This window comes from Flavobacterium stagni (assembly GCF_004122105.1).
Classification (GTDB): domain Bacteria; phylum Bacteroidota; class Bacteroidia; order Flavobacteriales; family Flavobacteriaceae; genus Flavobacterium; species Flavobacterium stagni.
In genome coordinates this window covers 1-26,638 of sequence record NZ_SBKN01000001.1, presented here as the reverse complement: position 1 = coordinate 26,638, position 26,638 = coordinate 1, and the positions used below count along the sequence as shown (strand labels likewise).

Below are 26,638 nucleotides of genomic sequence, written 5' to 3'. Positions count from 1 at the left end.
GTGTTTCCCTAGTTTTCACACATAATAAAAAAGGCCTGAATCGTGTAGCCTTTTAAGATTTATAAAAAAAAGGGCTACTTTTGCCCCAAATAAAAGTATAGCATGGCAAAGAATTTAGTGATTGTTGAGTCGCCTGCCAAGGCAAAAACCATTGAAAAATTTCTCGGGAAAGAATTTCAAGTGGAATCCAGTTATGGTCATATTGCCGATTTACCTTCCAAGGAAATTGGGGTGGATGTGAGTAACGGATTCAAACCCAAATATGAAGTTTCTCCCGATAAAAAAGCATTGGTGAAAAAACTCAAGGATCTTGCTAAATCAGCTGAAGTCGTTTGGTTGGCTTCCGATGAGGACCGCGAGGGAGAGGCCATTTCTTGGCACTTGGCGGAAGAATTAAAATTGGACCAAAACAAAACCAAGCGTATTGTTTTTCATGAGATTACGAAAACCGCTATTCAAAAAGCGATTGAGAATCCGAGAGGAATCGATTATAATTTAGTCAACGCCCAACAAGCACGTCGTGTATTGGACCGTTTGGTGGGGTATGAATTGTCACCCGTGCTTTGGAAAAAAGTGAAAAGCGGTTTGTCTGCGGGTCGGGTGCAATCCGTTTCTGTGCGTTTGATTGTGGAGCGCGAACGCGAAATCCAAGAATTTAAACCCGAGGCATCGTATAGCATTTCCGCTGAATTCACGAATGAAGACGGTAAAGTAGTAAAAGCGAAATTGTCTAAAAATTTTGCTACACGTCAACAAGCGGAAGCGTTTTTGCAAAACAGTATGGCGTCCACTTATCAAGTAGGCGACTTAGAAACCAAACCCGCTAAGAAATCACCTGCACCACCATTTACTACTTCCACACTACAACAGGAGGCCGCCCGTAAATTGTATTTGCCGGTGGGGATTACCATGCAAATTGCACAGCGTTTGTATGAAGCAGGGTTGATTACCTATATGAGAACGGATAGTGTTAACTTATCCCAAGAGGCGATGGCAGCAGCTAAAGCTGAAATTTCTCGTTCTTATGGGCCTGAATTTAGTAAACCACGAAATTTCAATACCAAATCAAAAGGGGCTCAAGAAGCGCACGAAGCGATTCGTCCTACGGATATGTCGCGTCATACCGTTGATATTGATCGCGATCAAGCCCGTTTGTATGATTTGATTTGGAAACGCACCTTGGCTTCACAAATGAGTGATGCCGAATTAGAGCGCACCAATGTTAAGATTGTTGCCAACAACCATTCCGAACAATTTGTGGCTTCAGGGGAAGTTATCAAGTTTGAAGGCTTCTTGAAAGTGTATTTGGAAGGACATGATGACGATGAAGAAGAACAAGAAGGCATGTTGCCCGCTATGAAAGTCGGGGAACGCATGTTGAATCAATGGATTACAGCAACGGAACGTTTTTCACGTCCGCCGAGTCGTTACACAGAAGCTTCTTTAGTGAAAAAACTGGAAGAACTCGGAATCGGGCGTCCTTCAACTTATGCACCTACAATCTCAACTATTATTGGTCGTAATTATGTTGAAAAAGGAAGCTTTGAAGGGCAAGAGCGCAGTTATCAGCAATTAACCTTGAAGCAAGGGAAGCTATTGGCACAAACTTTAACGGAAAATGTAGGTTCAGATAAAGGGAAGTTAGTGCCAACCGATATCGGAACGATTGTGAATGATTTCTTGGTTAAAAATTTCGATACAATATTAGACTATAACTTCACGGCTAAAGTCGAACAAGATTTTGACGACATTGCTGAGGGTAATCGTGATTGGGCAGCCATGATGAATGATTTCTATAATCATTTTCATCCCAATGTAGTGGATGTAGAGCAAAATGCGGATCGCGAAAGTGGGGAACGCATTTTAGGAGTTGATCCCAAATCAGGGAAACCCGTTTCTGTTCGTTTGGGTAAATTCGGACCCATGGCACAAATTGGTGATGCTGAAGATGAAAACAAGCAGTTTGCGAGTTTACGTCAAGATCAAAATATTGGCACCGTGAGTTTAGAAGAAGTGTTGAATTTATTCGAACTTCCCAAAAAATTGGGTGTATATGAAGGAGAAGAGGTAGAGGTGAATAATGGCCGCTTCGGACCCTATGTTCGTTTTGGGAAACAATTCATTTCCTTACCTAAAGGAATGGATCCGATGGATACTACATTTGAAATCGCGCAACGTTTGATTGAAGAGAAGAATCAAGCGGATGCTCCAATTGGAGAATATGAGGGAATGCCAGTGCAGAAAGGAGTAGGGCGTTTCGGACCTTTTATTAAATGGAATGGCATGTTTATCAATGTCAATAAAAAATACAATTTTGATCACTTATCTGCAGCAGATATTAAAGAGTTAATTCTTGACAAACTTCAAAAAGAAGAAGAAAAGGTGTTGCAAGATTGGCCAGCTGAGGGCATTCGTATTGAAAAAGCCCGTTGGGGACGATCTGTGATTTTGAAAGGAAAAATCAAAATTGAATTAAGCAAAGACGTGGATGCTTCGAAGTTGTCTTTAGAAGAAGTAAAAGAGATGATTGAGAAAAAAGCACCCGCTAAAAAAGCGACAGCCAAAAAGACTACAGCTAAAAAAACAACTGCTAAAAAGAAATAAATTACATGGAATTTGACTTTCTCTCTCCGTTGGATACTGATTTAGTGATTGATATCAAACGATTATCATCGCAACATTTATCGAGTAAAGTTGTTTTTCATACCCAAGAAGAGTTTCCCGACATCCAAAAAGTTGACATTGCTATTGTAGGAGTTCCTGAAAACAGAGGATCACAGTTTTATGTAGAACACGAAGATTTGTCGGAGATTCGTATGGAGTTGTACCGTCTTTTTCCGGGGAATTGGAACAAAACCATTGCCGATATGGGTGATATCAATCCGGGGAATTCTCCAGAGGACACCTATTTTGCGGTAAGTAAAGTTGTTTCTCGTTTGTTGAAGAATAAAGTGATTCCCATTGTAATTGGCGGTTCACAAGATCTTACGTATGCCGTTTACCGCGGGTATGACGATTTGGAACAAATGGTGAATTTGGTTTCTATTGATAATCGTTTCGATTTTGGAAAACAAGACGATACTATTCCAGCGTTATCCTATTTGTCAAAAATGATTGTTGAAGAACCTACAAATCTGTTTAATTATAGTAATGTGGGGTTTCAAACCTATTATAATTCGCAGGAAGAAATTGATTTGGTTGAAAAATTATATTTTGATGCCTATCGATTGGGCGAAGTTTGTAATAATATCGCCATTGCAGAGCCAGTATTTAGAGATGCGGATTTGGTAAGTTTGGATTTGACGGCAGTGAAATCAGCTGATTCTGGAAATTTCATCAATTTCCAACCCAACGGATTTAATGGAAAAGAGATTTGTGCCTTATCACGTTATGCGGGGATTAGCGATAAAGTAAGTGCTTTCGGTATTTTTAATCATCAAGCTTCGCGACAAGAAGCACCGTTGATTGCACAAATTATTTGGTATTTTATTGAAGGTGCCAATTATCGATCAAACGAGTACCCATTTGGCAGCAGAGAACATTATTTAAAATATATAGTGCCTTTCGAAGAAGAGGAAATTGTGTTTTTCAAAAGCAATAAAACTGACCGTTGGTGGATCGAAGTTCCATTTTTTTCAAATGTGCACAATAAGCTTCATAAAAATACGTTAATGCCTTGTACACACGAAGACTATTTGGCGGCTTGCAACCAAGAATTCCCTGAACGCTGGTGGAAGGCACAACGAAAAAGTATTCTGTAGTAAATTTAGATAAAAATTGTAAGAAAAATAATATAAAAAAGCACTTTTTTGCAATTTAGCGATTAAAAAATGCATTTTATCGACAAAATCCCATTGTGGATTCAAGTTAAATTGTATTTTTGGATTGCGTATCAAAATTTAAGAAATAAATAATTGTTTTTTTCAAAAATTATAGATAGGTTTACGGCCTCAAAAAAAATAACATAAATTAACCCAAATTATATGAAGAAGTTCATTGCGTTTGCATCTGTATTAACTCTGTTAGCTAGCTGTGGAAAGTCCAGTGACAAGGGCGAATTAGTAGGAGTAAAGGGTAAGAAATGGCATCCAGAGAAACCTTACGGAATGACATTAGTTCCAGGTGGAGCTTATATCATGGGTAAGTCGGATGACGATTTAGCCAATGTACAAGATGCGCCTACTAAAACGGTTACAGTTCGTTCCTTTTATATGGATGAAACTGAAATTACCAATAGTGAGTACCGTCAATTCGTAGAATGGGTTAAAGACTCTATTATTCGTGTGCGTTTAGCTATTCTTGCTGATGAAGTAGGGGTGAAGCCTGGTGCTGGTAAAGGAGGTAAAGGCGGTGGAAGTATAGGTGACTTTGCTTTCAACGATCAAGATCCTGCTAAAATGACGCCATACGATAAATACATGTACGAGAATTACTACAGCGTAGGAACTCCTGATGATCCGTATGCGGGTAGACGACTAAATCGTAAAGTAAAATTAATCACAGATACTAAGAAATATCCAGATGAGTATTACGTAGAAGTAATGGACTCTATGTATTTGCCAGCGACTGAATCTTATAATGGATTACGTACTATCGATGTGAATAAATTGGTTTTCCGTTATTCATGGATGGATATTCAAGCGGCTGCAAAAGCAAAAGTGGGTAAGCGTAGTAAGTTCATCCGCAATGAGAAAACGCCAGTTTATCCAGATACTACTACTTGGATTAAAGATTTTGCATATTCGTATAATGAACCAATGCACAATGACTACTTCTGGCACCAAGCGTATGGGGATTATCCTGTAGTGGGTGTGAACTGGAAGCAAGCCAAAGCTTTTTGTGCTTGGAGAACATTAAATAAGAATGTGTATATCAAGTCAAAGAAAAAAGGAAGAGATTTAGTAAACTCTTTCCGTTTGCCAACCGAAGCAGAATGGGAATATGCTGCTCGTGGTGGTCTGGAATCAGCGACTTATCCTTGGGGAGGTCCTTATGCTAAAAATGACAGAGGTTGTTTTATGGCTAACTTTAAACCCAATCGTGGAGACTACGCAGCTGACCAAGCACTTTATACAGTTGAAGCAAAATCATTCCAACCTAACGGTTACAACTTATATAATATGTCTGGAAACGTAGCAGAATGGACAGATTCATCGTATGATGCTGCTGCTTATGAATACGTTTCTACGATGAACCCTAACGTGCCGGACACTTCAAACAAACGTAAGGTAGTTCGTGGAGGTTCATGGAAAGATGTTGCTTATTTCCTACAAGTAGGTACACGTGACTTCGAATACCAAGATACAGCCAGAAGTTACATCGGATTCCGTACAGTACAAGATTACATGGGTACGCAAGTAACCGGTAACGCAGGTAAAGGAAGACGCTAATCAAAATTGTATATTAACTAACTTAATTATATTAAACTTAACTAACTAAATTATTATTATTATGGGACTATTACCACCTAGAGTTATGAATTTCACCTATGGTATGGGTGCAGCTGTTGTAATCGTTGGAGCGTTATTCAAATTGATGCACTGGCCAGGTGCGAGTTTGATGCTTATCGTAGGATTAAGTACAGAAGCGTTGATCTTCGGTCTTTCTGCTTTTGATGCTCCTGAAAAAGAATTAGACTGGTCTTTAGTTTATCCTGAATTAGCAGGTGGTCAAGCTAAAGCTCGTGAGAAAAAAGAAAACCCAACTGAAGCTCAAGGAATGTTATCTCAAAAATTGGATAACTTATTAAAAGAAGCTAAAATCGATGGTGAATTGATGGCTAGCTTAGGAAACAGTATCAAAAACTTTGAAGGAGCTGCTAAAGCAATTTCTCCAACAGTTGATTCTGTAGCTTCAACTAAAAAATATGCTGAAGAAATGACGAAAGCGGCTACGCAATTAGAAACATTGAACAGCTTATACCAAGTTCAATTGCAAGCAGCTGAGAAAAATGCTCAAATCAACAACGAAGTTGCTGAAAATAACTTAAAATTAAAAGATCAAATGCAATCATTAGCATCCAACTTACAGTCATTAAACTCTGTATACGGTGGTATGTTAACTGCAATGAGCAACCGATAATTAGTTTTAAACGCTCATATTTATTTTAACGAATTAAAACTAATTAGAAGAAATGGCAGGAGGAAAATTAACCCCTAGACAGAAGATGATTAACCTGATGTACTTGGTTTTCATCGCGATGTTGGCATTGAACATGTCGAAAGAGGTTCTTTCGGCGTTCGGTTTGATGGACGAAAAATTTGAAGAAGTTAACGCAGGTGCTAAAAAAGCCAACGAAGATATGTTGAAAGTTTTAGCATCAAAAGCTGAAGAAAATGCAAACTTTAAAGCAGCATTGGATCAAGCGAATCGTGTTAAGGAAATTTCAAAAACTTTCTATGAATATTTAGAAACTGTGAAAGGTGAAATCACGAAAGATTTCCCTTTGGATGAGAAAACAGGTAAATTACCTTATGAAGCTATGGATAAGTCAAACATTGACGAGAAATGGTTCAAAGGTGATGGATATTCTCCAAAAGGAAATGAAATTGTAGGTGCTTTTGCTAAATATTTATCAGACATGAAAGCGGTATTGGGAGAAAATGTAAAATTGACTCCTATTGTACGCGAATTAGATGCTAAATTCAGCACTAAAGACGTTAAAGATGGTGAAGGGGTAACTAAAAAATATTTAGATTATCACTTTAAAGGATTCCCAGCAGTGGCAACTTTATCAAAATTAGCGTTAACGCAAAATGACATCAAAAAAGCAGAAGCAGATATCTATCAAATTTTGTTAGGTAAAGCGGCTATCGAAACGATGTCGTTGAAAAACTTCCAAGCAATTGTTGCTTTAGACAAAAACGTTTATTTCCAAGGAGAACAAGTTACAGGTAAAGTGGTTATCGGTAAATACGATGAAAACGTAAAAGTAGCTAGTTTCAAAGGTCCTGGTAAAATTGTAAACGGTCAAGCAGTAATCAGTTCTACAGCTGGTAGCATTGGTGAGCAAAACTTAAACGGTAGCTTTACCTTCATGGAAGACGGTAAACCAGTTAATTTACCTTTCGAAGGGAAATACGTGGTAGTTCCTCGTCCAAACAATGCTAACATTTCTGCAGATAAGATGAATGTGGTTTACCGTGGTTTACCTAACCCAATGACTATTTCTATCGCGGGTATTTCGGATAACAATGTAACAGCTACAGCTGCTGGATTGAAAAATTTAGGTAAAGGAAAATACGATTTAAATCCAGGTGCAGGAACTGAAGTAGTTATCAATGTTACTGGTAAAATGACTGACGGTAAATCTGTAACAGATAAAAAAGTATTCCGTATCAAAAACATCCCTGCTCCACTAGGTGCAATTGGAGGTACTCCAGGTGTTCAAAAAGGTGCTAAATCACGTTTACAAGCGTCACAGATTTCTGCAGTATTGCCAGACTTCTTATATGACTTGAAATTCCGTGTAACTCAATTTGTATTCAAAGTACCAGGACAAGCTTCTATCGTAGTTAATGGTGATCGTTTAAGTCCACAATGTATTGCTGCTTTAGCAAGAGTATCTAAAGGTGACCAAGTTACTATTTCAGATATCAAGTCTAAAGTAGATGGTGCAGGATCAATTGATGTTAAAACTGCTGCTCCAGCAATCTACGAAATACAATAATGCTTGATTAAAGCCGTTGTATCATAAATAACTGAATTAAAATGAAATTGAAAAACCTTTTATTAATTGCCATCGGAGTGTTAGGAACAACAGTTTCTGCGCAATCGAATTTATTGAATGCCAAAACTCCGGATGAAATCGGTAAAAAAACGGCTGCTCAGTTGGAATCCGATAATGACAAACCGCTACCTTACGGTTATGTTCACGATCGTGATGTATTAATGGGTAAAATGATTTGGGAACAAATTGATTTGGATGAACGTATCAATTTCCCTTTATACTATCCAGTAGATACAGCCTTCGTAGGTAAAGATCGTCGTTCTTTATTCGCTGTCTTGTTGAAAGGTATTAAAGATGGAAAAATTACCGAAGTTTACGGTGATGACTATTTCAATACCAAGAAAACGTTGAAAGATATGGAATCAGTGTTCAAATTTATTGATACTACTGATGCTGGTAAAGACGAAATCAACAACTATTACGATGATTACAAATCAGGTAGAAAGGTATTAGATAAACAGTTTATTAATGAGACTGAATTGGATGCCTCTGATATATCTGGTTATAAAGTAAAAGGATTTTGGTATTTTGACAAACGTCAGAGTGAATTAAAATACCGTTTAATGGCCATTTGTCCATTAGCAGTAGAAGCACGTGATAAGGCGAGAGGTAATAATGATCCTATCGAATTGTTTTGGGTATACTTCCCATCTGTACGTGGATTGTTGCATGATGCAAAAGCTTTCAATGATCGAAATTCGGCAATGCCCATTACGTTTGACCATTTGCTAAATACGCGCCGATTTAACGGTGTGATTTACAAAGAAGAAAACGTGTATGGTGACCGTACGATTCAAGATTACATGAAAGACAATGCACAAACGCAACTTCTTGAAGCGGAACGTGTGAAAGAAAAAATCCGCAACTTTGAACAAGATATGTGGAACTACTAAAAAGTTTTTCAATCAACAACATAGAAAACTCCTACCTTTGGTGGGAGTTTTTTTTTGACCATGAAAGTAGATTATCTCATAGTAGGAGCAGGTTTAGCGGGTATCGCCTTTGCACAGTTTTGTCGACAAAATAATAAAACCTTTATAGTGATTAGTGATGAATCTCAAAATTCATCGCGTATAGCTGGCGGACTCTATAATCCAGTAGTTTTAAAACGCTTCAGCGCAGTTTGGCAAGCGCAAGAGCAACTTGATTTAGCGGTTCCATTTTACAAGCAATTAGAATCGGATTTACTAACTACTGTAGATTTTCCATTGCCATTATTTCGAATTTTTCACTCCATTGAAGAACAAAACAATTGGTTCACTGCTGCTGACAAACCCAATTTGACCCCTTTTCTTTCCACAACGTTACTACAAACCAAGATTTCAAATATTAATGCACCCCTTGGATTTGGTCATGTCTTGCATTGTGGTTATGTGGATACGACTACTTTAGTCAATGAGTATATTAAATTATTAGAAAGTAACCAGCAGTTCCGGTCAAAACGATTGGATTATTCTCAATTACAAATTAGAGAAAAGGATGTAACCTATGGCGAAATACAAGCACAACACATTATTTTTGCAGAAGGCTTTGGTGTACAACAAAATCCCTTTTTCAATTATTTGCCGCTTGATGGAACCAAAGGGGAACTTCTGCTTATTAAAGCGCCTAATTTAAAATTAAAACAAATCATCAAATCTGGAGTTTTTGTTTTACCTGTAGGGGAAGATTTATACAAAGTAGGAGCTACCTACAATTGGGAAGATAAAACTGCTATCCAAACACAAGAAGCAAGAAAAGAACTCCTGGAGGATTTGGATTCTTTTTTACAATGCGATTACGAAGTTATCGAACACTATGCGGGCGTACGACCCACAGTGAAAGACCGCAGACCTTTGGTAGGGACGCATCCCGATTTTGATCGCCTTCATGTGTTAAACGGTTTAGGAACACGCGGTGTCATGTTGGGTCCGGCCATGGCCAAAGCCTTATTTGAACATATTGAAAAAGGGACCCCATTGGATCCCTATATTGATATTAAGCGCGTTAAGAATGTTCCTTCCAATCCTTATCGTAATTAACAAAGAGATTGATATAAATGTTTCTCGCAATTCGCGCGGTTACCGGCATTAAAACCAAAATGCCAATACCCAATGAAATGAATGAAACTTTGGTAGACAATCCCAGAAATAATTTTGTAATCACAAAAATGGCAACGCCAAACGCTATCGAAACGGCATACGCAACATACATAGCACCATAAAAGAACGAAGGTTCAATTTCATAATGTAAATGGCAGTGACTGCATTCTTCATGCATATCATAAATTGTCTTGAGTTTGTAGGGATTTTTCTCTACATACATATTTTCTTCTTGACAACGAGGACAACTTCCTGTTAAAATACTATTGATTTTCCAGCCTTTTTTTAACATTTGCAAAAATTTTAAGCAAAGGTAAGATTTCGCTTATCTTTCTCATGTAACTAAAGTCACATTTTTTATGCTCAATATCCATAATTTATCGGTTTCCTTTGGTGGAACCTATTTGTTTGAAGAAGTAACGTTCCGATTAGGGTCGGGTGATCGCGTCGGATTAGTGGGCAAAAACGGAGCCGGTAAATCAACCATGCTGAAAATTCTCTCTGGAGATATCAAACCCGATAGCGGAACCATTGCCACAGAACGCGATATTAAATTGGGATTTTTGCGTCAGGATATTGATTTTGAAAAAGGACGAACCGTGCTTGAAGAGGCTTATGAAGCATTCGAAGAGATAAAATACGTTGAACGTAAACTAGAATCCATCAACGAACAGTTGGCAACACGAACCGATTATGAAAGTGAAGGGTATTCTCAATTAATAGAAGACCTTTCGGATTATACCCATAGATTTGAATTGTTGGATGGGTACAATTATGTAGGGAATACGGAACGGATTTTACTCGGACTCGGGTTCAAACGCGAAGATTTCAATAATCCTACCGAAACGTTTTCTGGGGGATGGCGCATGCGAATTGAATTGGCGAAGTTATTATTGCAGTTCAATGATGTGTTGTTGTTGGATGAGCCGACCAATCACTTGGATATTGAAAGTATCATTTGGTTGGAGAATTTCTTAAAAACATTTCCAGGAGTAGTTGTGATTGTTTCCCACGATAAAATGTTTTTGGATAATGTGACTAATCGTACCATTGAAATTTCTTTGGGTAAAATTTACGATTATAATAAACCGTATACGCAGTATTTGGTATTGCGCGAAGATATCCGCGAAAAGCAATTGGCTTCACAACGCAACCAACAAAAGAAAATTGAAGAGACAGAAAAGTTAATCGAGCGTTTTCGATACAAAGCGACTAAAGCTTCTATGGCACAATCGCTGATAAAAAAGTTAGATAAAGTAGAACGCATCGAAGTCGATGAAGACGATAATGCCGTAATGGCCATCTCATTTCCAGTTTCTAAAACTCCAGGTCGTGTGGTCATTGAAGCCGAAAATGTTTCTAAAGCATTTGGCGATAAGCAAGTTTTGAAAGATATCTCATTAATGGTGGAGCGCGGAAGTAAGATTGCTTTTGTGGGCCAAAACGGTCAAGGAAAATCTACGTTTATCAAAGCCATGGTGGATGAGTTTCCCTATGATGGAACCATCAAATTAGGGCACAATGTGGAGTTGGGATATTTTGCCCAAAACCAAGCCGATCATTTGGATGGTGAAAAAACACTTCTCGATACCATGCTAGAAGCCGCCACGGATGCTAACCGCTCCAAAGTGCGAGACATGCTCGGGGCTTTCTTATTCCGCGGGGATGATGTTGAGAAAAAAGTCAAAGTGCTTTCCGGTGGTGAACGCAATCGTTTGGCTTTATGCCGCTTGTTATTACAGCCGATTAACGTTTTGTTAATGGATGAGCCCACCAATCACTTGGATATTAAGTCCAAAAATGTATTGAAGGCAGCCTTGCAACTTTATGAAGGAACCTTGCTGATCGTTTCCCACGACCGTGATTTTTTACAAGGCATGGCGAATATCGTTTACGAATTCAAGGATACAAAAATTAGAGAATATCTCGGAGATATTAATTTCTTCTTGGAACAACGCAACGCACAAAATATGCGGGAGTTCGAACAAAAAGATGTGGTGAAAGTGGAATCCAAACCAGCTCCCGAAATCAAAGCGGTTAAGAGTCTTTCCTATGAGGATCAGAAAAAAGCAAAAACATTGCAAAATCGTCTGAGTAAAGTAGAGTCGATGATTCAGCAATTGGAGAAAGACATTCAACACGATGATAAAGCACTAGCTGATAATTATGACAAACATATAGAGGATGCCAATTTCTTTAGCGCCTATGAAAAAAAGAAACGGGAATTGGATCAATTGCTAGTAGAATGGGAAACCATTCAAATGGATTTGGAGGCTTTTTCTTAAGCCTCTTTAAACGGATGGCGTTGCTCCCAAGCTACAGGGGGTTCTAAGTTCTTGAATAATTGCGGCACACATCGATTGATTAAAGGTTGGGTGTGGTACATAAAACCGTGCATAGGTGTGGGTGAGGCGCCTATCGAACTCTTTATCTCCATCGCTGTACGGCCATAGATGATGCGTTCAAATTGATGGGTAATCCCAAATTCGGTCATGTTGTAGAGCATGTTTAAATACAGCATTTTCTCTTTTTGAAGGGAAGCGTCATATCCTAAAAAATAGGTTTCCAATGTTTTTCCATTCAACAATAACGTATGAAATCCTACCAATTTACCTTCAAAGTAATACCCAAATAATTTGAATCGATCGCCACATTGTTTTTTAAATGTACTAAAATGATTCGGGGCTAAGAAAAACGTATTGAAAGAGGCATTGAGTGCAACATAATAATACAATTCGTAGAGACGTGATTCATTTTGCTGAATTTGCTCCCACGTTAATTCCACACATTCAATTCCTTCATATTTTTTGTGCGAACGCTTGTATTGGTCGCGGTATTTTTTGGAAAGCGAATCCACATAATCAGCCATGGATTTCCAGTCCGATCGCAACGAAAAAATCATATTGGGTTGAACCGTAAACCCAAACAAGGATTTAAATTGATGCTGCTTTAATTCTGTTGCACATTCTTCATAAAAATCTTTGAATGACACCAAATGGATGCGAATGCATTTCTTTTTAAAATACTGAATGATTTCATCCGCCATGGCGCGTAAAAGGATGCTGATGTCATTGAAGTCAATCGATTTGGAAAACACATAACCATTTTGTCCCGTAATCATATTATTTCCAATAATCAAAACATGGGAGGCAAATTGACGAAAAGCGAAATTCCGAACGCGGGTTTTCATGCAATGCAATCGTTCCCCAAAAGAAATCAGCTTATCGACATTTAAATATTGAGCCAATGAAACGCCTATCAGTTCTTCTCCTTCAAAAATCCCAATAAAAAAACATTCCATATTGGTGGGCGCCGATTGTTCTAAAACACTTAAATAGGGAGTTTGTAAGAAGGCATTCTGCTGTGCCACATCATCCCAATGTGTTGGCAATTCTGCTGTTTTTGAATAAATAGTAAAATGAAGTTTCGAACTCATAATAAAAAATCGCCCCACAAATGTAGAGCGATTGTTTGATAATAAAATGTTAAGGATTTATTTTGGCATACCACAGATGATGCCTCCCATAATTGTGAAACACACAATCCAAAAGCCACTGGTTACTAATGCATATTTAAATGATCTTCGCTCATACATGGCATTGGTAGCAATCAAAGGAAAGGCAAGCAGTACGCCCGACATGAATCCGTGTAATGCACCGTGTTTGAAGGTTCTAAAATGTGTTCCATAATCATTCATAAATGCGGCATACGAAGGAAGTGCTTCATTGTATTTACCGCCAATCATTCCTACAGCACCCCATTGGTGAATAGTAAGGAAGTTGAGGATTATTGAAATCATAATGGCATAGATGAAGGAAAGGCCAAAAATTAAAGCCATATTGGCGCCTTTCATTTTTTCTTCGGTCACACCCGATTCGCGCATCCAAATGTTTCCAAAGGTTTTGGGATTGTACCAAATAAATCCCATAACAAGTGTTGACAAAGCAGCCAATAGAATGGCTAGCCAATTCATTTCTAGTTCCATAGTTTGTTTAGATTTTGATTAGTATACCAAAACTACAATATTTTAAAATACAAAAGATGTAGTTTGTCGATTTTTGTAAGAAAAAGACTATTTATAATATTAAAATTTATTCTTTAAATGCATTTCGTCGATTTTATTTGCTTATAAACGACAAAACAATGTATTTTTACATCACCAAATCAAAATAACCATGAAACGATTATCTACTCTTGTTGCTTTATTAGTTTTGTCTGTCAATGCTTTTGCTGAAGTTTCCAACTCTGAGAAAAAAGCATTATTAGAATTAAACAAATCTACCAATGGTGCCCAGTGGACCAATAAATGGGATGTGACTAAACCGGTTGCCAACTGGTACGGTGTAAAAGTAGAAAATGATAAGGTAGTTGCCATTGATCTTTCTGATAATAATTTATCCGGGACCTTATCGGCTAAATTAGGCGACTTAAAAAACTTACAATCTTTAGTGTTGTTTAAAAATAGTATTGAAGGGGTGATTCCTGCAACTTTAGGGCAGTTGAAAAACCTTCAAGTGTTGAATTTGTCCTTCAATAAAATGTCGGGTGAAATTCCAGCTGAAATTTCAGGAGCTGTTTCTCTTAAAGAATTGACCTTATTCATGAACAATTTGACTGGTTCAATTCCAACTTCAATCGGAACATTAACTCAGTTGCAAATTGTTTCTTTGTACAACAATCGTTTAACTGGTGAGATTCCAGCCGAATTATACAACTTGAAAGGGTTACGTACGCTAGAATTAAACAGCAACGAATTATCAGGTAGCTTAAAACCTGAAATTGCCAATCTTACTTCTTTGGAAACCTTGAGTTTATTTGACAACCAAATGAACGGTCGTATTCCAGTTGAGATTGAAAAAATGAACAACCTTACAGCTATGAATATTTCCTACAACAAATTCAATGGATTTGTGACTAAGAAAATGTATAGCAAAGATATGATGAACATGACCATGATTAACGAGCAAGGTTTAGCGGTTAACTTGTCCATCAAAGCTGATAGAGATACTGCAATCGCAGAAGAAGAATAATTTTTTTCCCTATTTCCAAGTCGAAAAACCCTGTGTCTCACGGGGTTTGTTCGTTTAAAAAAATCATATAATTAAAATCTTTAATTTCGACTTGTATTTTAAATATAAGTTGTATATTTGCACCCGAACAGCGCGGGATAGAGCAGTAGGTAGCTCGTCGGGCTCATAACCCGAAGGTCACAGGTTCGAGTCCTGTTCCCGCTACTAAGAACCCAGCAACTGCTGGGTTTTTTTATTTAATCCCATTACCATGTCACACAAAGCCGGTTTCGTAAACATCATCGGAAATCCCAATGTAGGAAAGTCAACACTAATGAATGCTTTCATTGGTGAACGTTTGTCGATTATTACTTCCAAAGCACAAACCACGCGCCATCGCATTCTCGGGATAGTCAATGGAGACGATTTCCAGGTCGTACTTTCGGATACACCTGGTATCATCAAACCCGCCTACGAGTTGCAAAATTCCATGATGGACTTTGTGAAATCCGCTTTTGAAGATGCTGATGTCTTGTTGTATATGGTCGAAATCGGTGAAAAAGAACTTAAAGATGAAGCCTTTTTCAATAAAATCATCAACGCCAAAATCCCCGTTCTTTTGTTGTTGAATAAAATTGACAAATCCAATCAGGAGCAACTCGAAGAACAAGTGGCTTTATGGCAAGAAAAAGTGCCCAATGCCGAAATCTTTCCTATTTCCGCTTTGCAAAATTTCAATGTGCAAGAAGTCTTTGATCGCATACTAACCCTGCTTCCCGATTCGCCGCCGTATTATCCCAAAGACGCGTTGACCGATAAACCGGAACGTTTTTTTGTGAATGAAATCATTCGCGAGAAAATCTTACTGAACTATGATAAAGAGATTCCGTATGCGGTCGAAGTAGAAACGGAAGAATTCAAAGAAGAGGAAAATATCATTCGCATCAAAGCCTTAATCATGGTCGAACGCGAAACCCAAAAAGGAATCATCATCGGTCACAAAGGCGCAGCCCTTAAAAAAGTGGGTGTCATGGCGCGTGAAGACATGGAGAAGTTTTTTGGCAAACAAGTTTATCTCGAAATCTTTGTCAAAATCAACAAGGACTGGCGCAGTAATGCTTTTCAATTGCGCCGTTTTGGCTATAATCAAAAATAGGAGCACACGTGCCCATATTTTTCAAGTATCTTCCCGCTTTCGCCTGTACCTGCCTGCCGGTAGGCGGGTCGGGGCTAAAATTCAAACTTTGTTTTTTATTGAAGTGCCTTTTCCATTAATGCTTCCAGTTCGTGCATTTGGTCCAAGCCGCGTTCCCGTATTTGTCGGGCAACCACATACAGCATAAACCAAACGCCAACCATTATTCCCATGGTCAAGATATTCCAGAAAATGGGTAATTTCATGGTGTAGTTCGAATACGCCATCATCCCAAAAATTAAAAAGATACCCGCCACCACAAAATGCAAAAACATGAACAAGGTCCATAATGTCGGGTCCGGACCAAACAATCCCCGAATATGCGTGCCCGATTCTCGATGTTCTTCTAACTGCAAATGCAAATGGGGTGAGTAATATTGTTTCTGCGCACCCACGATATGAAACCAAATGTGCGTGTCGTTCACTTTGATGGAATAATCGGCCGGACATGCCGTTTTGAATTGCTCAAATTTGGAGCGAATTTCCGTTACCGCCTCCGGAACGTCCTTATAAAATCGCAACCGAAGTTGGACCGCATGTTCGTTTTCCATAGTTTATTTGTTTGATTGGTACGAACTAAGATACAAAAAATTAGAATGCTCCACCCAACTTTATTACCTTTGCATCCCAATTTAGAATACGTATGAACAATATTGTTGCCATCGTCGGAAGACCCAATGTAGGAAAGTCTACATTCTTCAACCGACTCATTCAAAGAAGAGAAGCGATCGTTGATTCGGTGAGCGGTGTAACCCGTGACCGTATCTACGGAAAAAGCGAATGGAACGGAAAAGAATTTTCGGTTATCGATACCGGTGGTTACATCAAGGGTTCTGAGGATATTTTTGAAGCAGAAATTCGTCGACAAGTCGAATTAGCTATCGATGAAGCTGATGCCATCATTTTTGTGGTAGATGTCGAAGAAGGAATCACACCCATGGACGCAGAAGTGGCCAAGTTGTTGCGCAAAGTGACCAAACCCGTTTTGCTTGCTGTCAACAAAGTAGATTCGGCTAGCCGCGAAAAAGATGCCTACGAATTCTATAATCTTGGGCTTGGCGAATATTTCACCCTTTCGGGAATGAACGGAAGTGGAACCGGAGAATTGTTGGATAAATTGGTAGAAGTATTACCCGAATTACCAGAGACTTCCGATGAAGAAGAACAATTGCCTCGTTTTTGTGTTGTGGGTCGTCCCAATGCTGGAAAATCCTCGTTTATCAATGCCTTGATTGGTGAAGATCGATACATTGTAACCGATATTGCCGGAACAACACGCGATTCTATTGATACCCGTTTTACCAAATTTGGTTTCGACTTTAACTTAGTGGATACGGCCGGAATTCGCCGTAAAGCCAAAGTGAAAGAAGATTTGGAATTTTATTCCGTAATGCGTTCCGTGCGCGCTATCGAACACAGTGATGTGTGTATATTGATGGTCGATGCCACCCGCGGATTTGAGAGTCAGGACCAAAATATTTTCTGGTTGGCCCAAAAAAACCGTAAAGGAATCATCATCTTGGTCAACAAATGGGACTTGGTGGAAAAAGAAACTATGACCATGCGCGAATACGAATTGCGCATTCGCAAACAATTAGAGCCATTTACCGATGTGCCGATTTTGTTTACTTCGACATTAACGAAACAGCGTTTGTTAAAAGCGTTGGAAGCCACTGTCGAGGTTTACGAAAACAGAAAACAACGCATTCAAACGTCAAAGTTCAATGAATACATGTTGAACTTAATTGAAAATTTCCCGCCACCAGCATTAAAAGGGAAATACATCAAAATTAAATACTGCATGCAGTTGCCCACACCGGTGCCGCAATTTGTATTTTTTGCCAATTTACCCCAGTATGTAAAAGATCCGTACAAACGATTTTTAGAAAATAAAATCCGTGAAAACTGGAACTTTACTGGCGTGCCTATTGATATTTACATCCGCGATAAATAGTTTGTTATGTTAGCCAAAGAAATTCAACAAGCCGTAGACAAAGGTTTGATGCTTCCGTTGATGGAAGAATTCTACACCATTCAAGGGGAAGGATTCCATACCGGTACAGCTGCCTATTTTGTACGCATTGGCGGTTGTGATGTGGGTTGCCATTGGTGTGATGTAAAAGAAAGTTGGAACGCCGATTTGCATCCGCCTACAGCAGTTGATCAGATTGTCTCAAACGCAAAATCCTATGCCGATACGGTAGTGGTTACTGGGGGCGAACCTTTAACGTGGGACATGACGGCGTTAACAAAAGGTTTGAAAGAAGCGAATTTACGGGTGCATATTGAAACCTCTGGGAGTTATCCCGTAACAGGCGATTGGGATTGGTTTTGTCTTTCTCCCAAAAAAAACCGACTCCCGGTTGATGCTGCTTATGCTGCAGCCGACGAATTAAAAGTGATTATTCACAATAAACACGATTTCATTTTCGCCGAAGAACAAGCTGAAAAAGTCAATGGTAATGCTGTATTGTTTTTGCAACCCGAATGGAGCAAAAAAGAAATCGTGACGCCGATGATTGTGGATTATGTGATGCAACATCCCAAATGGCGCGTATCTTTACAGACACATAAGTATTTAAATATACCCTAATATGAAAAATGTATTGTTGTTTTTGGCGTGTATCGTAACGGGAGTAACCCTAGCTCAACCGATGCAACCGCCGAAGATGCCTGTGTTTCCCACCACGACTTGGCCTACCTTTGAAGAGTTTTTAGAGAAACAATCTGGTGTAGCTTGGGATACTTCATTAGAATACCGGTTTACTATTCAATTTTATATTGATGAAGACGGTTCGGTCAAATATCCAATAGTACTTTACAATATGCACGAAGCTGTTGCCCAACAGCTTTATACTACTATTCCAACTTCTCCCAAATGGAGTAGAGAAGGAATGTTTCCCGACCTCATTACAAAAGTGGAAAAAAAGCTAACCTTCAAAGCGGGTAAATGGGAAGTAAAAACGAAAATGATGTCGTATAGACTGGAAAGTATTGATCGTTCAGAATTACAAAGTCAGAGCAAAGTGGTTTTTATGCCCCAATATGAAGTACCAAAAACAGATGTTATACAAGACGACGACATTTATAATGTTAGTGGCATTGAAGCTAAACCCGAATATCCAGGTGGACCCAATGAATTTTATAAGTTGATTGCAAAGCACTACCGAACTCCTGATGTGCCGGGTTTGAATGGCACTGTAATTGTATCCTTTGTGATTGAAAAAGATGGTTCGTTAACCGAATTGAAAGTACTCCGAGATATTGGCTATGGAACAGGGGAAGAAGCCATCCGTGTCTTAAAACTCTCGCCGCTATGGAAGCCTGGACACCAATTGGGCAAGCCCGTGCGTTGCAGTTATACCCTTCCAATTAAAATTAACAATAAAGGGTAATATCACTATTCCAACTAAGATTGAGGTTAATTAAACCATGAGACCATATTTGTTTTTCATTTTATTGTTGTTTACAACTACAGTAACTTCTCAAATTCAAGGGGATGGTGAAGTATATCTGCAAGGCGATCTAATTAATCCTAAATTTAAAGGAGGAGGTCTTGAAAAATTTTATGATTTTGTGAATCAAAACTATGATTTTGGGAAAGTAAAAAAGCAGGGGAAAATGCTGGTTTCTTTTGTGATTAATCAAAATGGCGAAGTTACAGACATTCGAATCATACAGCTTATTGATGTTGAGTCTGCTACAGAGATGATACGAGTTTTAAAAAATTCGCCAAAATGGGAGCCTGCAACAAAAAATGGGAATCCAACAAGCATAACAATAAAGTTTCCATTTGAGTTTAAATTGAAGACTTAAAGAAAAGCGATAAATCTAATTTGATTAAGTAACAAAAAATATTTTTTAGCGACTAAAAGAGTTAAATGTAAAAACACTACATTTATAACAAATAATAAAAACATACAATGAAAAAATTAGTTTTCACCTTCGCATTTGTTTGCGTATCAACTTTAGGATTTTCTCAAGAGGCTGCCAAACCAGCTGTAGACGAGGCTTTTAAAAAAGAATGTTTAGCGGTAATTGAAGCCAGCGGATCAGGAAATATGTTAAACTCATACCGTGATCAAATTGTAGGCCAAGTAGCTGAAGAAAAACGCGCTGCTTTTATCGTGGAATTTGATGCATTGATGAAAAAAGTAAATGAAAAAACAGCTGAAGTATATATGCAAGTATATACCAAAGAAGATATCAAAGCAATGAAAGCTTTTTATAACAGCCCAGTGGGTAAAAAAATGAAGGACAAAGCAGGTGAAGTTAACCAAAAGTCGCAAGAGAGTATGATGGATATTCAAACGGACTTGCAAGCGTTAATGATGAAATACATGCAATAATAACGACATGAAAAATAAGAAAGTCCCGAACAGTTTGTTTGGGATTTTTTTTGACCAAAAGCTATGAAATCACACTTTTTATTGGATCCAGCGATTACCTTTTTAAATCATGGATCGTTTGGTGCCACGCCTCAACCCGTGTTTGAGGCCAAAGTCAATTTGCAACGCGAGATGGAAGCCGATCCGGTGCATTTTATTCAGAAGAAACTCCCGGTATATTTAAAAGCGGCCAAAGAACCCTTGGCAGCATTCATTGGTTGTGATACGTCTGATTTTTTCTTTACACCTAATCCAACGCAGGCCATCAATACCATCATGCACAGTTTGCAATTGCAGCCAGGTGACGAAATATTAGCCACCAATCATGAATATGGGGCGATGGATCGTACGTGGAATTTTTATTGTAAGAAATCAGGAGCGAAATACATCCGCCAGAACATTTCCCTACCCATTACTTCTAAAGAACAACTACTGGAAGATTTCTGGAAAGGGTATTCCTCCAAAACGAAAGTGGTTTTTATCAATCAAATTTCGAGTTCGACCGCACTCATTTTTCCCGTCAAAGAAATTTGTGACAAAGCCCAAGAACTCGGATTAATTACTATCGTTGATGGCGCACACGTGCCGGGTCATATTCCGTTGAATTTGCGCGAACTCAACCCCGATTATTATACAGGAACGCTGCACAAATGGATGTTGGCCCCCAAAGGAAGTTCGTTTTTGTATGTAAAAAAGGAGTTTCAAGCCGACCTCGATCCGTTGGTTGTGAGTTGGGGCTACGAAAGTTTGTTTCCTAGCGAAAGTCAATTTTTGGATTACCACGAATACCAAGGAACCAATGATCACTCAACGTACTTATGTACGCCCCAAGTGATACAATTTTTAAAGGATAACGATTGGGAAATGCAGGCCAAAGCCTGTCGTGCTATGGTACTCGAACAATATCCGCGATTTTGTAAGTTGTTAAATAGTCAGCCCCTTTGTCCCGTAACCGAAGAATTTTTGGGTCAGATGGCGAGTATTCCTGTGTGTACGTCAAAACCGATGGAGTTGAAAGAAATCTTGTATTCCAAATACCACATTCAAATTCCAGTCATGCCGTTGAATGATGGTGTGTATTTGCGGTTTTCAATTAATGCATACAATACGATTGCCGATTTGGATACGTTGTATGCAGCCTTATGGGATATTATTCAAACCACGGATTTGATTGAAATATAGATTTGCAGCCCGGACCAGCCTGCCGGCAGGCAGGTTGAAGCGGCATCCCCGCAACGAAGTGGAGGGACCTGCCTACTGGCAGGCAGGTACAGCGGAAAGCCGGAATTGCTGCCCAAAAAATTAAACCGTCAACCGTGCTAGATAATCGTAATTTTTGCCTTCGGCAACCAATTCACAATGGAAGCCGTTGGCCAAGGCTGCGTTTTGTAGCGTATTGTAATCCAAATATAACCACGGGAATTGCTCTTTTTGCCCTTTGTAATGGAGTGTAAATTCGAGTTCGCCATAATAACCGGTATCGGGAATCCATCGTCCGCCGTCTTCGTCTTCATCGAACATGTAAATCAGGTCCGAACTGTCAATTAGAATTTGGCCACCCGGACACAAAAGGGATTTTAATTTCTGGAGGTACGTGGCGGTTTGATTCAGTTTGCCAAAAATTCCCGTGCCGTTCATGAGTAATAGCAACGTGTCAAATTGGGTTTCGGGCTTGTAATCGAGTACTGAACATTGAACGCAGGATTGAATATTTTGCAAACGACAAGCTTCAATAGCATGGGCAGATTGATCCAATGCCGTTACCTCCATTCCTTTTTGTTGAAGATACAAAGCATGGCAACCCGCACCCGCACCAATATCTAAAATTTTACCTTTTGCGAGTTGGAGCGCTTTTTGCTCGATTTTGGGCATATTTTTAAACGTACGAAACAAATACGCTACGTCCATTTCGTCTTCTTCAGAAATCGAAGTTTCCGTAAGTAAGGGTTGTGGATTGTTTTGGGTATAAAAATCGAGGATGGCTTGGCCGAATAAATCCAACATGATTGTATTTTTGCACAAAGATACCGTACAATGGTGAAACCAGCATTACACGAATTAGCGAAATTGGCAAAAGAGCGCCAGAGTGAGAACAAAAAGTATTTTGATAAACTCAAAAAGAATCCGCCGCGCGATTTGGATTACCAAATGCAGGAATTGCATGAACGGGAATTCAAAAAAACGGATTGTTTGCAATGCGCCAATTGTTGTAAAACAACGGGACCTTTATTTACTTCCGCCGATATCGAACGAATTGCGAAGCATTTTCGCCAAAAGCCGCAGCAATTTATCGATCACTATTTACGCATTGATGAGGATAACGATTATGTGTTGAAAAGTGTACCGTGTACGTTTTTGGATGCGGATAATTATTGCATGATTTATGAAGTGCGTCCCAAAGCTTGTCGGGAATACCCGCACACGGATCGCACGAAGTTTTATCAAATCGCGAATTTGACTTTGCAGAACGTGTCCATTTGTCCGGCTGCTTTCAATATTGTCGAGGAAATGAAAAAAAGAATTCCGGCGAAGTAATATTTTTCTGTCGTTTTCGTTGTGTAAAAAACACTCTTAGTTATGCGACATGTTTTTATCCTTCTTGGGATTTATGCGGTAGGATTGGCACTCACTTTATTTGGAGCCTATATCGATACCGATGCGCCCAATCCTAATAAGTTCTCTTTTGGATTAGAAATTTTTTGCATGTCGGTTATCGTCTTCGGATTGCTAACTAGTATTTTTTACACGCTGTTTTTTAGTTTTAAACTCCTCAAACAATTAATGGAACGCCGCTTGGCCTAATACAATAAATAAGGCTGACGTATTTTTTTGAAGGCTTCCAGACCTTTTTTCCAACTTGCCCGAATCGCCTCTTCGGTCAGTCCTGCTTCAATTTGTTGGCGTAATATTTTGGTCCCAGCCAATTTGGTGAAAAAATCATTGAAGAATTTGGTTTTATCTTCCGTGTTCGCATACGCTTTCAAAAGCCATTTTAATTCGAGGCGACTCACTTTTTTTACCATCGACAAATCCTCTCCATAACAAAGTTGTCCTTTGTGCATAGGCTCTTTGGCGCCCAAATTGGGTTGAGGCGTAAAACGAAAAGGCATGTTTTTGAGGAAGGGCGAACCGTAGATTTGAAATTGTAAATCGGTGCCCCGACCCACACTTACATTAGTACCTTCAAAGAAACACAAACTTGCATACAGATTTATGGATTGGTCATTGGGTAAATTGGGCGAAGGGCGAACGGGTAAGCTGTATTCCATATCCCGCTTGTAATTTAGGCAGGGAATCACAGTAAGTTCGCATTGTTTCCCGTCTTTCAACCATTTTTCTCCATTAATCATTTGGGCATATTCACCAATGGTCATTCCATGAAGAACAGGTATGGTGTGCATGCCCACAAAACTAGTGTTTTCTTTTTCCAAAACAGGTCCGTCCACAATACCGCCATTCGGATTGGGTCGGTCCAAAACAAGCAATGGAATATGGTTTTCAGCACAAGCCTCCATAATATAATGTAAGGAGGAAATGTAGGTGTAAAAACGCGCGCCTACATCTTGCAAGTCAAAAACCATAATGTCAATTCCGGCCAATTGCTCGGGTTTCGGTTTTTTATTGTTCCCGTATAAAGAAATAATCGGCAAACCCGTTTTGGTGTCTTTGCCGTCTACAATGTGTTCGCCCGCATCGGCAGTTCCGCGAAAACCGTGTTCGGGAGCAAATATTTTTTGGACATTTATGTTGGATTCCAAAAGGAAGTCAACAATGGATTTACTATATTTTTGAAAACCACCTGTTTCATCACGTTGATAAAATTGATGAACGGTAATAATTTTCCCGTTGGATAGGGTGTCATTTTCAGCATTGCTGGCAAAAAGTATCCCCGAAGGATTGGTAATTATTCCGACTTTCTTTCCCTTTAAAAGCGAAAGATAAGCCTTTGTGTTTTCAGCTCCCGTAAGTAAAAGTTCGTTGGATTGTTCTATGGTTGGCGAGGTTGTACTGCTTGTTTGTGAATTGGACTGCATACCACCACACGAAACCATTAGCAAAACCAAGAATAAAACAGTATTTTTGAGCACCCAATTACACATAGGATTGAATTTAGAATTTTTCATAGCAAAACGACTTACGGCTTCCAAGAGGGATAAAAGTAGTATTTCCGCGCCAATTATAAAAATTGCAACCATTGCAATTGCATTGGGTATGTTTATGATGCTGATTTCTGTGTCGACGGGGGTCGGACTCCAACAGAAAATCCGTGATAAGATTGCAGCGTTCAACGGCCATATTATTATCTCTGGATTCAATGGGAACGAGTCGGATGTAAGTACCGATCCGATTTCGATACGTCAAAAATTCTATCCCCGTTTTAAAAATGTACAAGGCATCGATCATGTCCAAGCTGTTGCCGCCAAGGCCGGGATTATTCGTACCGCTTCTTCGTTCGAAGGAATTATATATAAAGGAGTAGGAAAAGACTACCGCTGGGATGTGTTGTCAGAGTACCTAGTAGCCGGTAAAATTCCATCTATGTCGGGCGCCTATTCCAATGAAGTGTTGATCTCCGAGTTTCTAGCCAATCGACTGCAATTGAAAGTCGGGAGCAAATTCAACACCTTCTTTTTTGCTCAAGGACAGAATAAATTGCCCAAAGCCCGCCGATTTGTCGTTTCGGGAATTTATAATTCGGGAGTCAAAGAATTTGATTCGGCCTATTTGATTGGAGATATCCGTCAGGTGCAGCGCATCAACCATTGGCGTCCTGATGAAGTAGGGGCCTTCGAAGTGTTTGTATCCGATTTTGACCAAATCGCCCAAAAAGGGGAAGAAGTTTATGACGAAACCTCTTCTACCTTGAATTCAGAAACCATAACCGAAAAATACTATTACATCTTTGACTGGCTCACCTTATTTGATGCCAATATCTTGATTATATTAATTGTCATGATTGTGGTGTCAACCATTAATATGGTGGTGGCCTTACTGGTGTTGATCTTAGAGCGAACCCAAATGATTGGAATTCTAAAATCGATGGGCGCCAACAATTGGTCCATCCGGAAAATCTTCCTCTACAATGCTTTTCATTTAATCGTACGCGGTTTGCTTTGGGGGAATGGGGTAGCCTTATTGCTGTTGTCTATACAGAAATTTTTCGGAGTCATTCATCTCAACCCCGAAAGTTATTATGTCACCGTTGCTCCAGTTGCCATTAATCCGCTTCACATACTTGCGCTCAACGTCGGGACCATACTCATTTGTTTAATCGTATTGTTATTGCCTTCCTATATTATTACCCGAATTGTCCCTTCCAAAACCATTCGATTCGATTAAAACCATATCCTTATATATAATAGGAGAGTTTTTTTTCTAGGAGCACGCATTTATAGTGTTAAAGAATTACCTTCCCGCTCTTCGCTGTATCTGCCCATGGCTTGAGGCCATGTTCAGGATGCCGCTTCGATCGGGGCTAAAGAGGGAAGTACCAATTTTTAAAGCCATTTTTTAGGCAACCTAGTGAAGAAGTTCGCTTTTTTTCAGACTTGATTTCACGAAAAAAATCGCGGTTATGAACAAAAGGTACTTTTTTCCAAGTGAATTTTTCAAAGGAATTGCAGGCTAAAAGCAGCGAATAAACCCATAGTAGGGTTGTTTTGCGGTAATGGGTAGAAAAAAGTGGCGGTGTAAGTAGTTGGAAACAAGCCGATAGAAAAAAAGATAAAAAAAAGGTGATTTTAAATTTGGAATAAGAGGGAATAGGTTTCTATATTTGCACTCCCAAAACGGAAGAATTGGGGTTCGGGATTGAGAGAAAAGATTTCGAAAAAAAATTGCGAAAGTATTTGCTAATTAAAAAAAGAGTTTTACTTTTGCACCCGCTAACCGAGAGAGGTTGGATGAATAAGAGAAGACAAGTTCATAGACATATTGGATTGACAGCAAAATAAGAGAGAGTAAGGCTAATTGAATAGATTAGAATTAAGCTAGAACCCGAGTCAAAAAAAATCAAAAATCTACGATGAAGAGTTTGATCCTGGCTCAGGATGAACGCTAGCGGCAGGCCTAACACATGCAAGTCGAGGGGTAGAAGGAGCTTGCTCCTTTGAGACCGGCGCACGGGTGCGTAACGCGTATGCAATCTACCTTTTACAGAGGGATAGCCCAGAGAAATTTGGATTAATACCTCATAGTATATATCATTCGCATGTTTGGTATATTAAAGTTCCAAC

At 39.1% G+C, this 26,638-nt stretch carries 25 protein-coding genes, 1 tRNA gene and 1 rRNA gene; 21 read left to right on the top strand and 6 right to left on the bottom strand.

All coding sequences use genetic code 11. The annotated features are described in order from the left end of the window. The first annotated feature begins 102 nt into the window (after nt 1-102). From topA to EQG61_RS00105, 7 genes are all read left to right on the top strand, one after another. Complete coding sequence (topA, locus tag EQG61_RS00135; RefSeq protein WP_129459850.1) at nt 103-2,604, top strand: type I DNA topoisomerase; 2,502 nt, start codon at nt 103-105, stop codon at nt 2,602-2,604. A 5-nt stretch (nt 2,605-2,609) separates the two neighbouring features. Then, nucleotides 2,610-3,761, top strand: a complete 1,152-nt coding sequence (locus EQG61_RS00130) for a formimidoylglutamase (protein WP_129459849.1) — start codon at nt 2,610-2,612, stop codon at nt 3,759-3,761. Nucleotides 3,762-3,983: 222 nt separating this feature from the next. After that, the gene (gene porK, locus EQG61_RS00125; protein ID WP_129459848.1) at nt 3,984-5,390 is read left to right on the top strand and encodes a T9SS ring complex lipoprotein PorK/GldK; all 1,407 of its coding nucleotides are present in this window, start codon (nt 3,984-3,986) and stop codon (nt 5,388-5,390) included. Between the two features lie 61 nt (nt 5,391-5,451). Next, on the top strand, nt 5,452-6,081 hold the full coding sequence (gene porL / locus EQG61_RS00120) for a type IX secretion system motor protein PorL/GldL (protein WP_129459847.1): 630 nt from the start codon (nt 5,452-5,454) through the stop codon (nt 6,079-6,081). Nucleotides 6,082-6,133: 52 nt separating this feature from the next. Further along, nucleotides 6,134-7,669: a type IX secretion system motor protein PorM/GldM gene (porM, locus tag EQG61_RS00115; RefSeq protein ID WP_129459846.1), complete on the top strand. Its 1,536-nt coding sequence runs from the start codon at nt 6,134-6,136 to the stop codon at nt 7,667-7,669. 41 nt (nt 7,670-7,710) lie between these two features. Next, nucleotides 7,711-8,622 carry a type IX secretion system ring subunit PorN/GldN gene (porN, locus tag EQG61_RS00110; protein ID WP_129459845.1) on the top strand — a complete coding sequence of 304 codons (912 nt, stop codon included), beginning with the start codon at nt 7,711-7,713 and terminating at the stop codon, nt 8,620-8,622. A gap of 60 nt (nt 8,623-8,682) precedes the next feature. Next, on the top strand, nt 8,683-9,750 hold the full coding sequence (locus EQG61_RS00105) for an NAD(P)/FAD-dependent oxidoreductase (RefSeq protein WP_129459844.1): 1,068 nt from the start codon (nt 8,683-8,685) through the stop codon (nt 9,748-9,750). On the opposite strand, the gene EQG61_RS00100 is transcribed toward EQG61_RS00105, so the two are convergent. Then, entirely contained in the window at nt 9,716-10,102 is a 387-nt protein-coding gene (locus EQG61_RS00100; protein WP_129459843.1) for a DUF983 domain-containing protein, read from the bottom strand. The two genes, EQG61_RS00105 and EQG61_RS00100, sit on opposite strands and share 35 nt — an antisense overlap. Nucleotides 10,103-10,169: 67 nt before the next feature. Between EQG61_RS00100 and EQG61_RS00095 the strand changes: the two genes are divergently transcribed. Beyond that, nucleotides 10,170-12,095, top strand: coding sequence for an ABC-F family ATP-binding cassette domain-containing protein (locus EQG61_RS00095; RefSeq protein WP_129459842.1), 1,926 nt, complete (start codon nt 10,170-10,172; stop codon nt 12,093-12,095). On the opposite strand, the gene EQG61_RS00090 is transcribed toward EQG61_RS00095, so the two are convergent. After that, nucleotides 12,092-13,246 (bottom strand): GNAT family N-acetyltransferase, encoded by a 1,155-nt coding sequence (locus EQG61_RS00090; RefSeq protein WP_129459841.1) that lies wholly within the window; start codon nt 13,244-13,246, stop codon nt 12,092-12,094. The two genes, EQG61_RS00095 and EQG61_RS00090, sit on opposite strands and share 4 nt — an antisense overlap. Nucleotides 13,247-13,303: 57 nt before the next feature. Further along, a complete protein-coding gene (locus EQG61_RS00085) occupies nt 13,304-13,795 on the bottom strand; it encodes a DUF1761 domain-containing protein (protein ID WP_129459840.1) in 492 nt (163 codons plus the stop codon). A gap of 190 nt (nt 13,796-13,985) precedes the next feature. On the opposite strand from EQG61_RS00085, the gene EQG61_RS00080 reads away from it, so the two are divergent. The 3 genes from EQG61_RS00080 to era all read left to right on the top strand — a co-directional run bounded on the left by EQG61_RS00080 (nt 13,986) and on the right by era (nt 15,975). Next, nucleotides 13,986-14,840 carry a leucine-rich repeat domain-containing protein gene (locus tag EQG61_RS00080; RefSeq protein ID WP_129459839.1) on the top strand — a complete coding sequence of 285 codons (855 nt, stop codon included), beginning with the start codon at nt 13,986-13,988 and terminating at the stop codon, nt 14,838-14,840. A 131-nt stretch (nt 14,841-14,971) separates the two neighbouring features. Further along, nucleotides 14,972-15,044, top strand: a tRNA-Met gene (locus EQG61_RS00075). Between the two features lie 46 nt (nt 15,045-15,090). After that, nucleotides 15,091-15,975, top strand: coding sequence for a GTPase Era (era, locus tag EQG61_RS00070; RefSeq protein ID WP_129459838.1), 885 nt, complete (start codon nt 15,091-15,093; stop codon nt 15,973-15,975). A 95-nt stretch (nt 15,976-16,070) separates the two neighbouring features. Here the strand turns inward: era and EQG61_RS00065 are convergent, their stop codons facing one another. Further along, on the bottom strand, nt 16,071-16,565 hold the full coding sequence (locus EQG61_RS00065; RefSeq protein WP_129459837.1) for a hypothetical protein: 495 nt from the start codon (nt 16,563-16,565) through the stop codon (nt 16,071-16,073). A gap of 92 nt (nt 16,566-16,657) precedes the next feature. On the opposite strand from EQG61_RS00065, the gene der reads away from it, so the two are divergent. From der to EQG61_RS00035, 6 genes are all read left to right on the top strand, one after another. Beyond that, complete coding sequence (der, locus tag EQG61_RS00060; RefSeq protein WP_129459836.1) at nt 16,658-17,968, top strand: ribosome biogenesis GTPase Der; 1,311 nt, start codon at nt 16,658-16,660, stop codon at nt 17,966-17,968. Between the two features lie 6 nt (nt 17,969-17,974). Further along, nucleotides 17,975-18,607: a 7-carboxy-7-deazaguanine synthase QueE gene (locus EQG61_RS00055; protein ID WP_129459835.1), complete on the top strand. Its 633-nt coding sequence runs from the start codon at nt 17,975-17,977 to the stop codon at nt 18,605-18,607. Nucleotide 18,608: 1 nt separating this feature from the next. Further along, nucleotides 18,609-19,409, top strand: a complete 801-nt coding sequence (locus tag EQG61_RS00050) for an energy transducer TonB (RefSeq protein WP_235829003.1) — start codon at nt 18,609-18,611, stop codon at nt 19,407-19,409. A 37-nt stretch (nt 19,410-19,446) separates the two neighbouring features. Further along, a complete protein-coding gene (locus EQG61_RS00045; protein WP_129459834.1) occupies nt 19,447-19,830 on the top strand; it encodes an energy transducer TonB in 384 nt (127 codons plus the stop codon). A gap of 107 nt (nt 19,831-19,937) precedes the next feature. Continuing rightward, nucleotides 19,938-20,363 carry a DUF2059 domain-containing protein gene (locus EQG61_RS00040; RefSeq protein WP_129459833.1) on the top strand — a complete coding sequence of 142 codons (426 nt, stop codon included), beginning with the start codon at nt 19,938-19,940 and terminating at the stop codon, nt 20,361-20,363. A 63-nt stretch (nt 20,364-20,426) separates the two neighbouring features. After that, on the top strand, nt 20,427-21,584 hold the full coding sequence (locus EQG61_RS00035; protein WP_129459832.1) for an aminotransferase class V-fold PLP-dependent enzyme: 1,158 nt from the start codon (nt 20,427-20,429) through the stop codon (nt 21,582-21,584). A 120-nt stretch (nt 21,585-21,704) separates the two neighbouring features. On the opposite strand, the gene EQG61_RS00030 is transcribed toward EQG61_RS00035, so the two are convergent. Next, the gene (locus EQG61_RS00030) at nt 21,705-22,406 is read right to left on the bottom strand and encodes a class I SAM-dependent methyltransferase (protein ID WP_129459831.1); all 702 of its coding nucleotides are present in this window, start codon (nt 22,404-22,406) and stop codon (nt 21,705-21,707) included. A gap of 30 nt (nt 22,407-22,436) precedes the next feature. Here EQG61_RS00030 and EQG61_RS00025 point away from each other — a divergent pair, with 30 nt between their 5' ends. After that, entirely contained in the window at nt 22,437-22,937 is a 501-nt protein-coding gene (locus tag EQG61_RS00025) for a YkgJ family cysteine cluster protein (RefSeq protein ID WP_394345554.1), read from the top strand. A 42-nt stretch (nt 22,938-22,979) separates the two neighbouring features. Next, nucleotides 22,980-23,204 carry a hypothetical protein gene (locus EQG61_RS00020; RefSeq protein ID WP_129459830.1) on the top strand — a complete coding sequence of 75 codons (225 nt, stop codon included), beginning with the start codon at nt 22,980-22,982 and terminating at the stop codon, nt 23,202-23,204. Here EQG61_RS00020 and EQG61_RS00015 read toward each other — a convergent pair. Continuing rightward, nucleotides 23,201-24,526 (bottom strand): exo-beta-N-acetylmuramidase NamZ family protein, encoded by a 1,326-nt coding sequence (locus EQG61_RS00015; RefSeq protein WP_235829002.1) that lies wholly within the window; start codon nt 24,524-24,526, stop codon nt 23,201-23,203. The two genes, EQG61_RS00020 and EQG61_RS00015, sit on opposite strands and share 4 nt — an antisense overlap. On the opposite strand from EQG61_RS00015, the gene EQG61_RS00010 reads away from it, so the two are divergent. Continuing rightward, nucleotides 24,507-25,742 (top strand): ABC transporter permease, encoded by a 1,236-nt coding sequence (locus tag EQG61_RS00010; RefSeq protein ID WP_129459829.1) that lies wholly within the window; start codon nt 24,507-24,509, stop codon nt 25,740-25,742. The two genes, EQG61_RS00015 and EQG61_RS00010, sit on opposite strands and share 20 nt — an antisense overlap. A gap of 682 nt (nt 25,743-26,424) precedes the next feature. Continuing rightward, nucleotides 26,425-26,638: ribosomal RNA gene (locus tag EQG61_RS00005) — 16S ribosomal RNA — on the top strand; the annotation flags it as partial.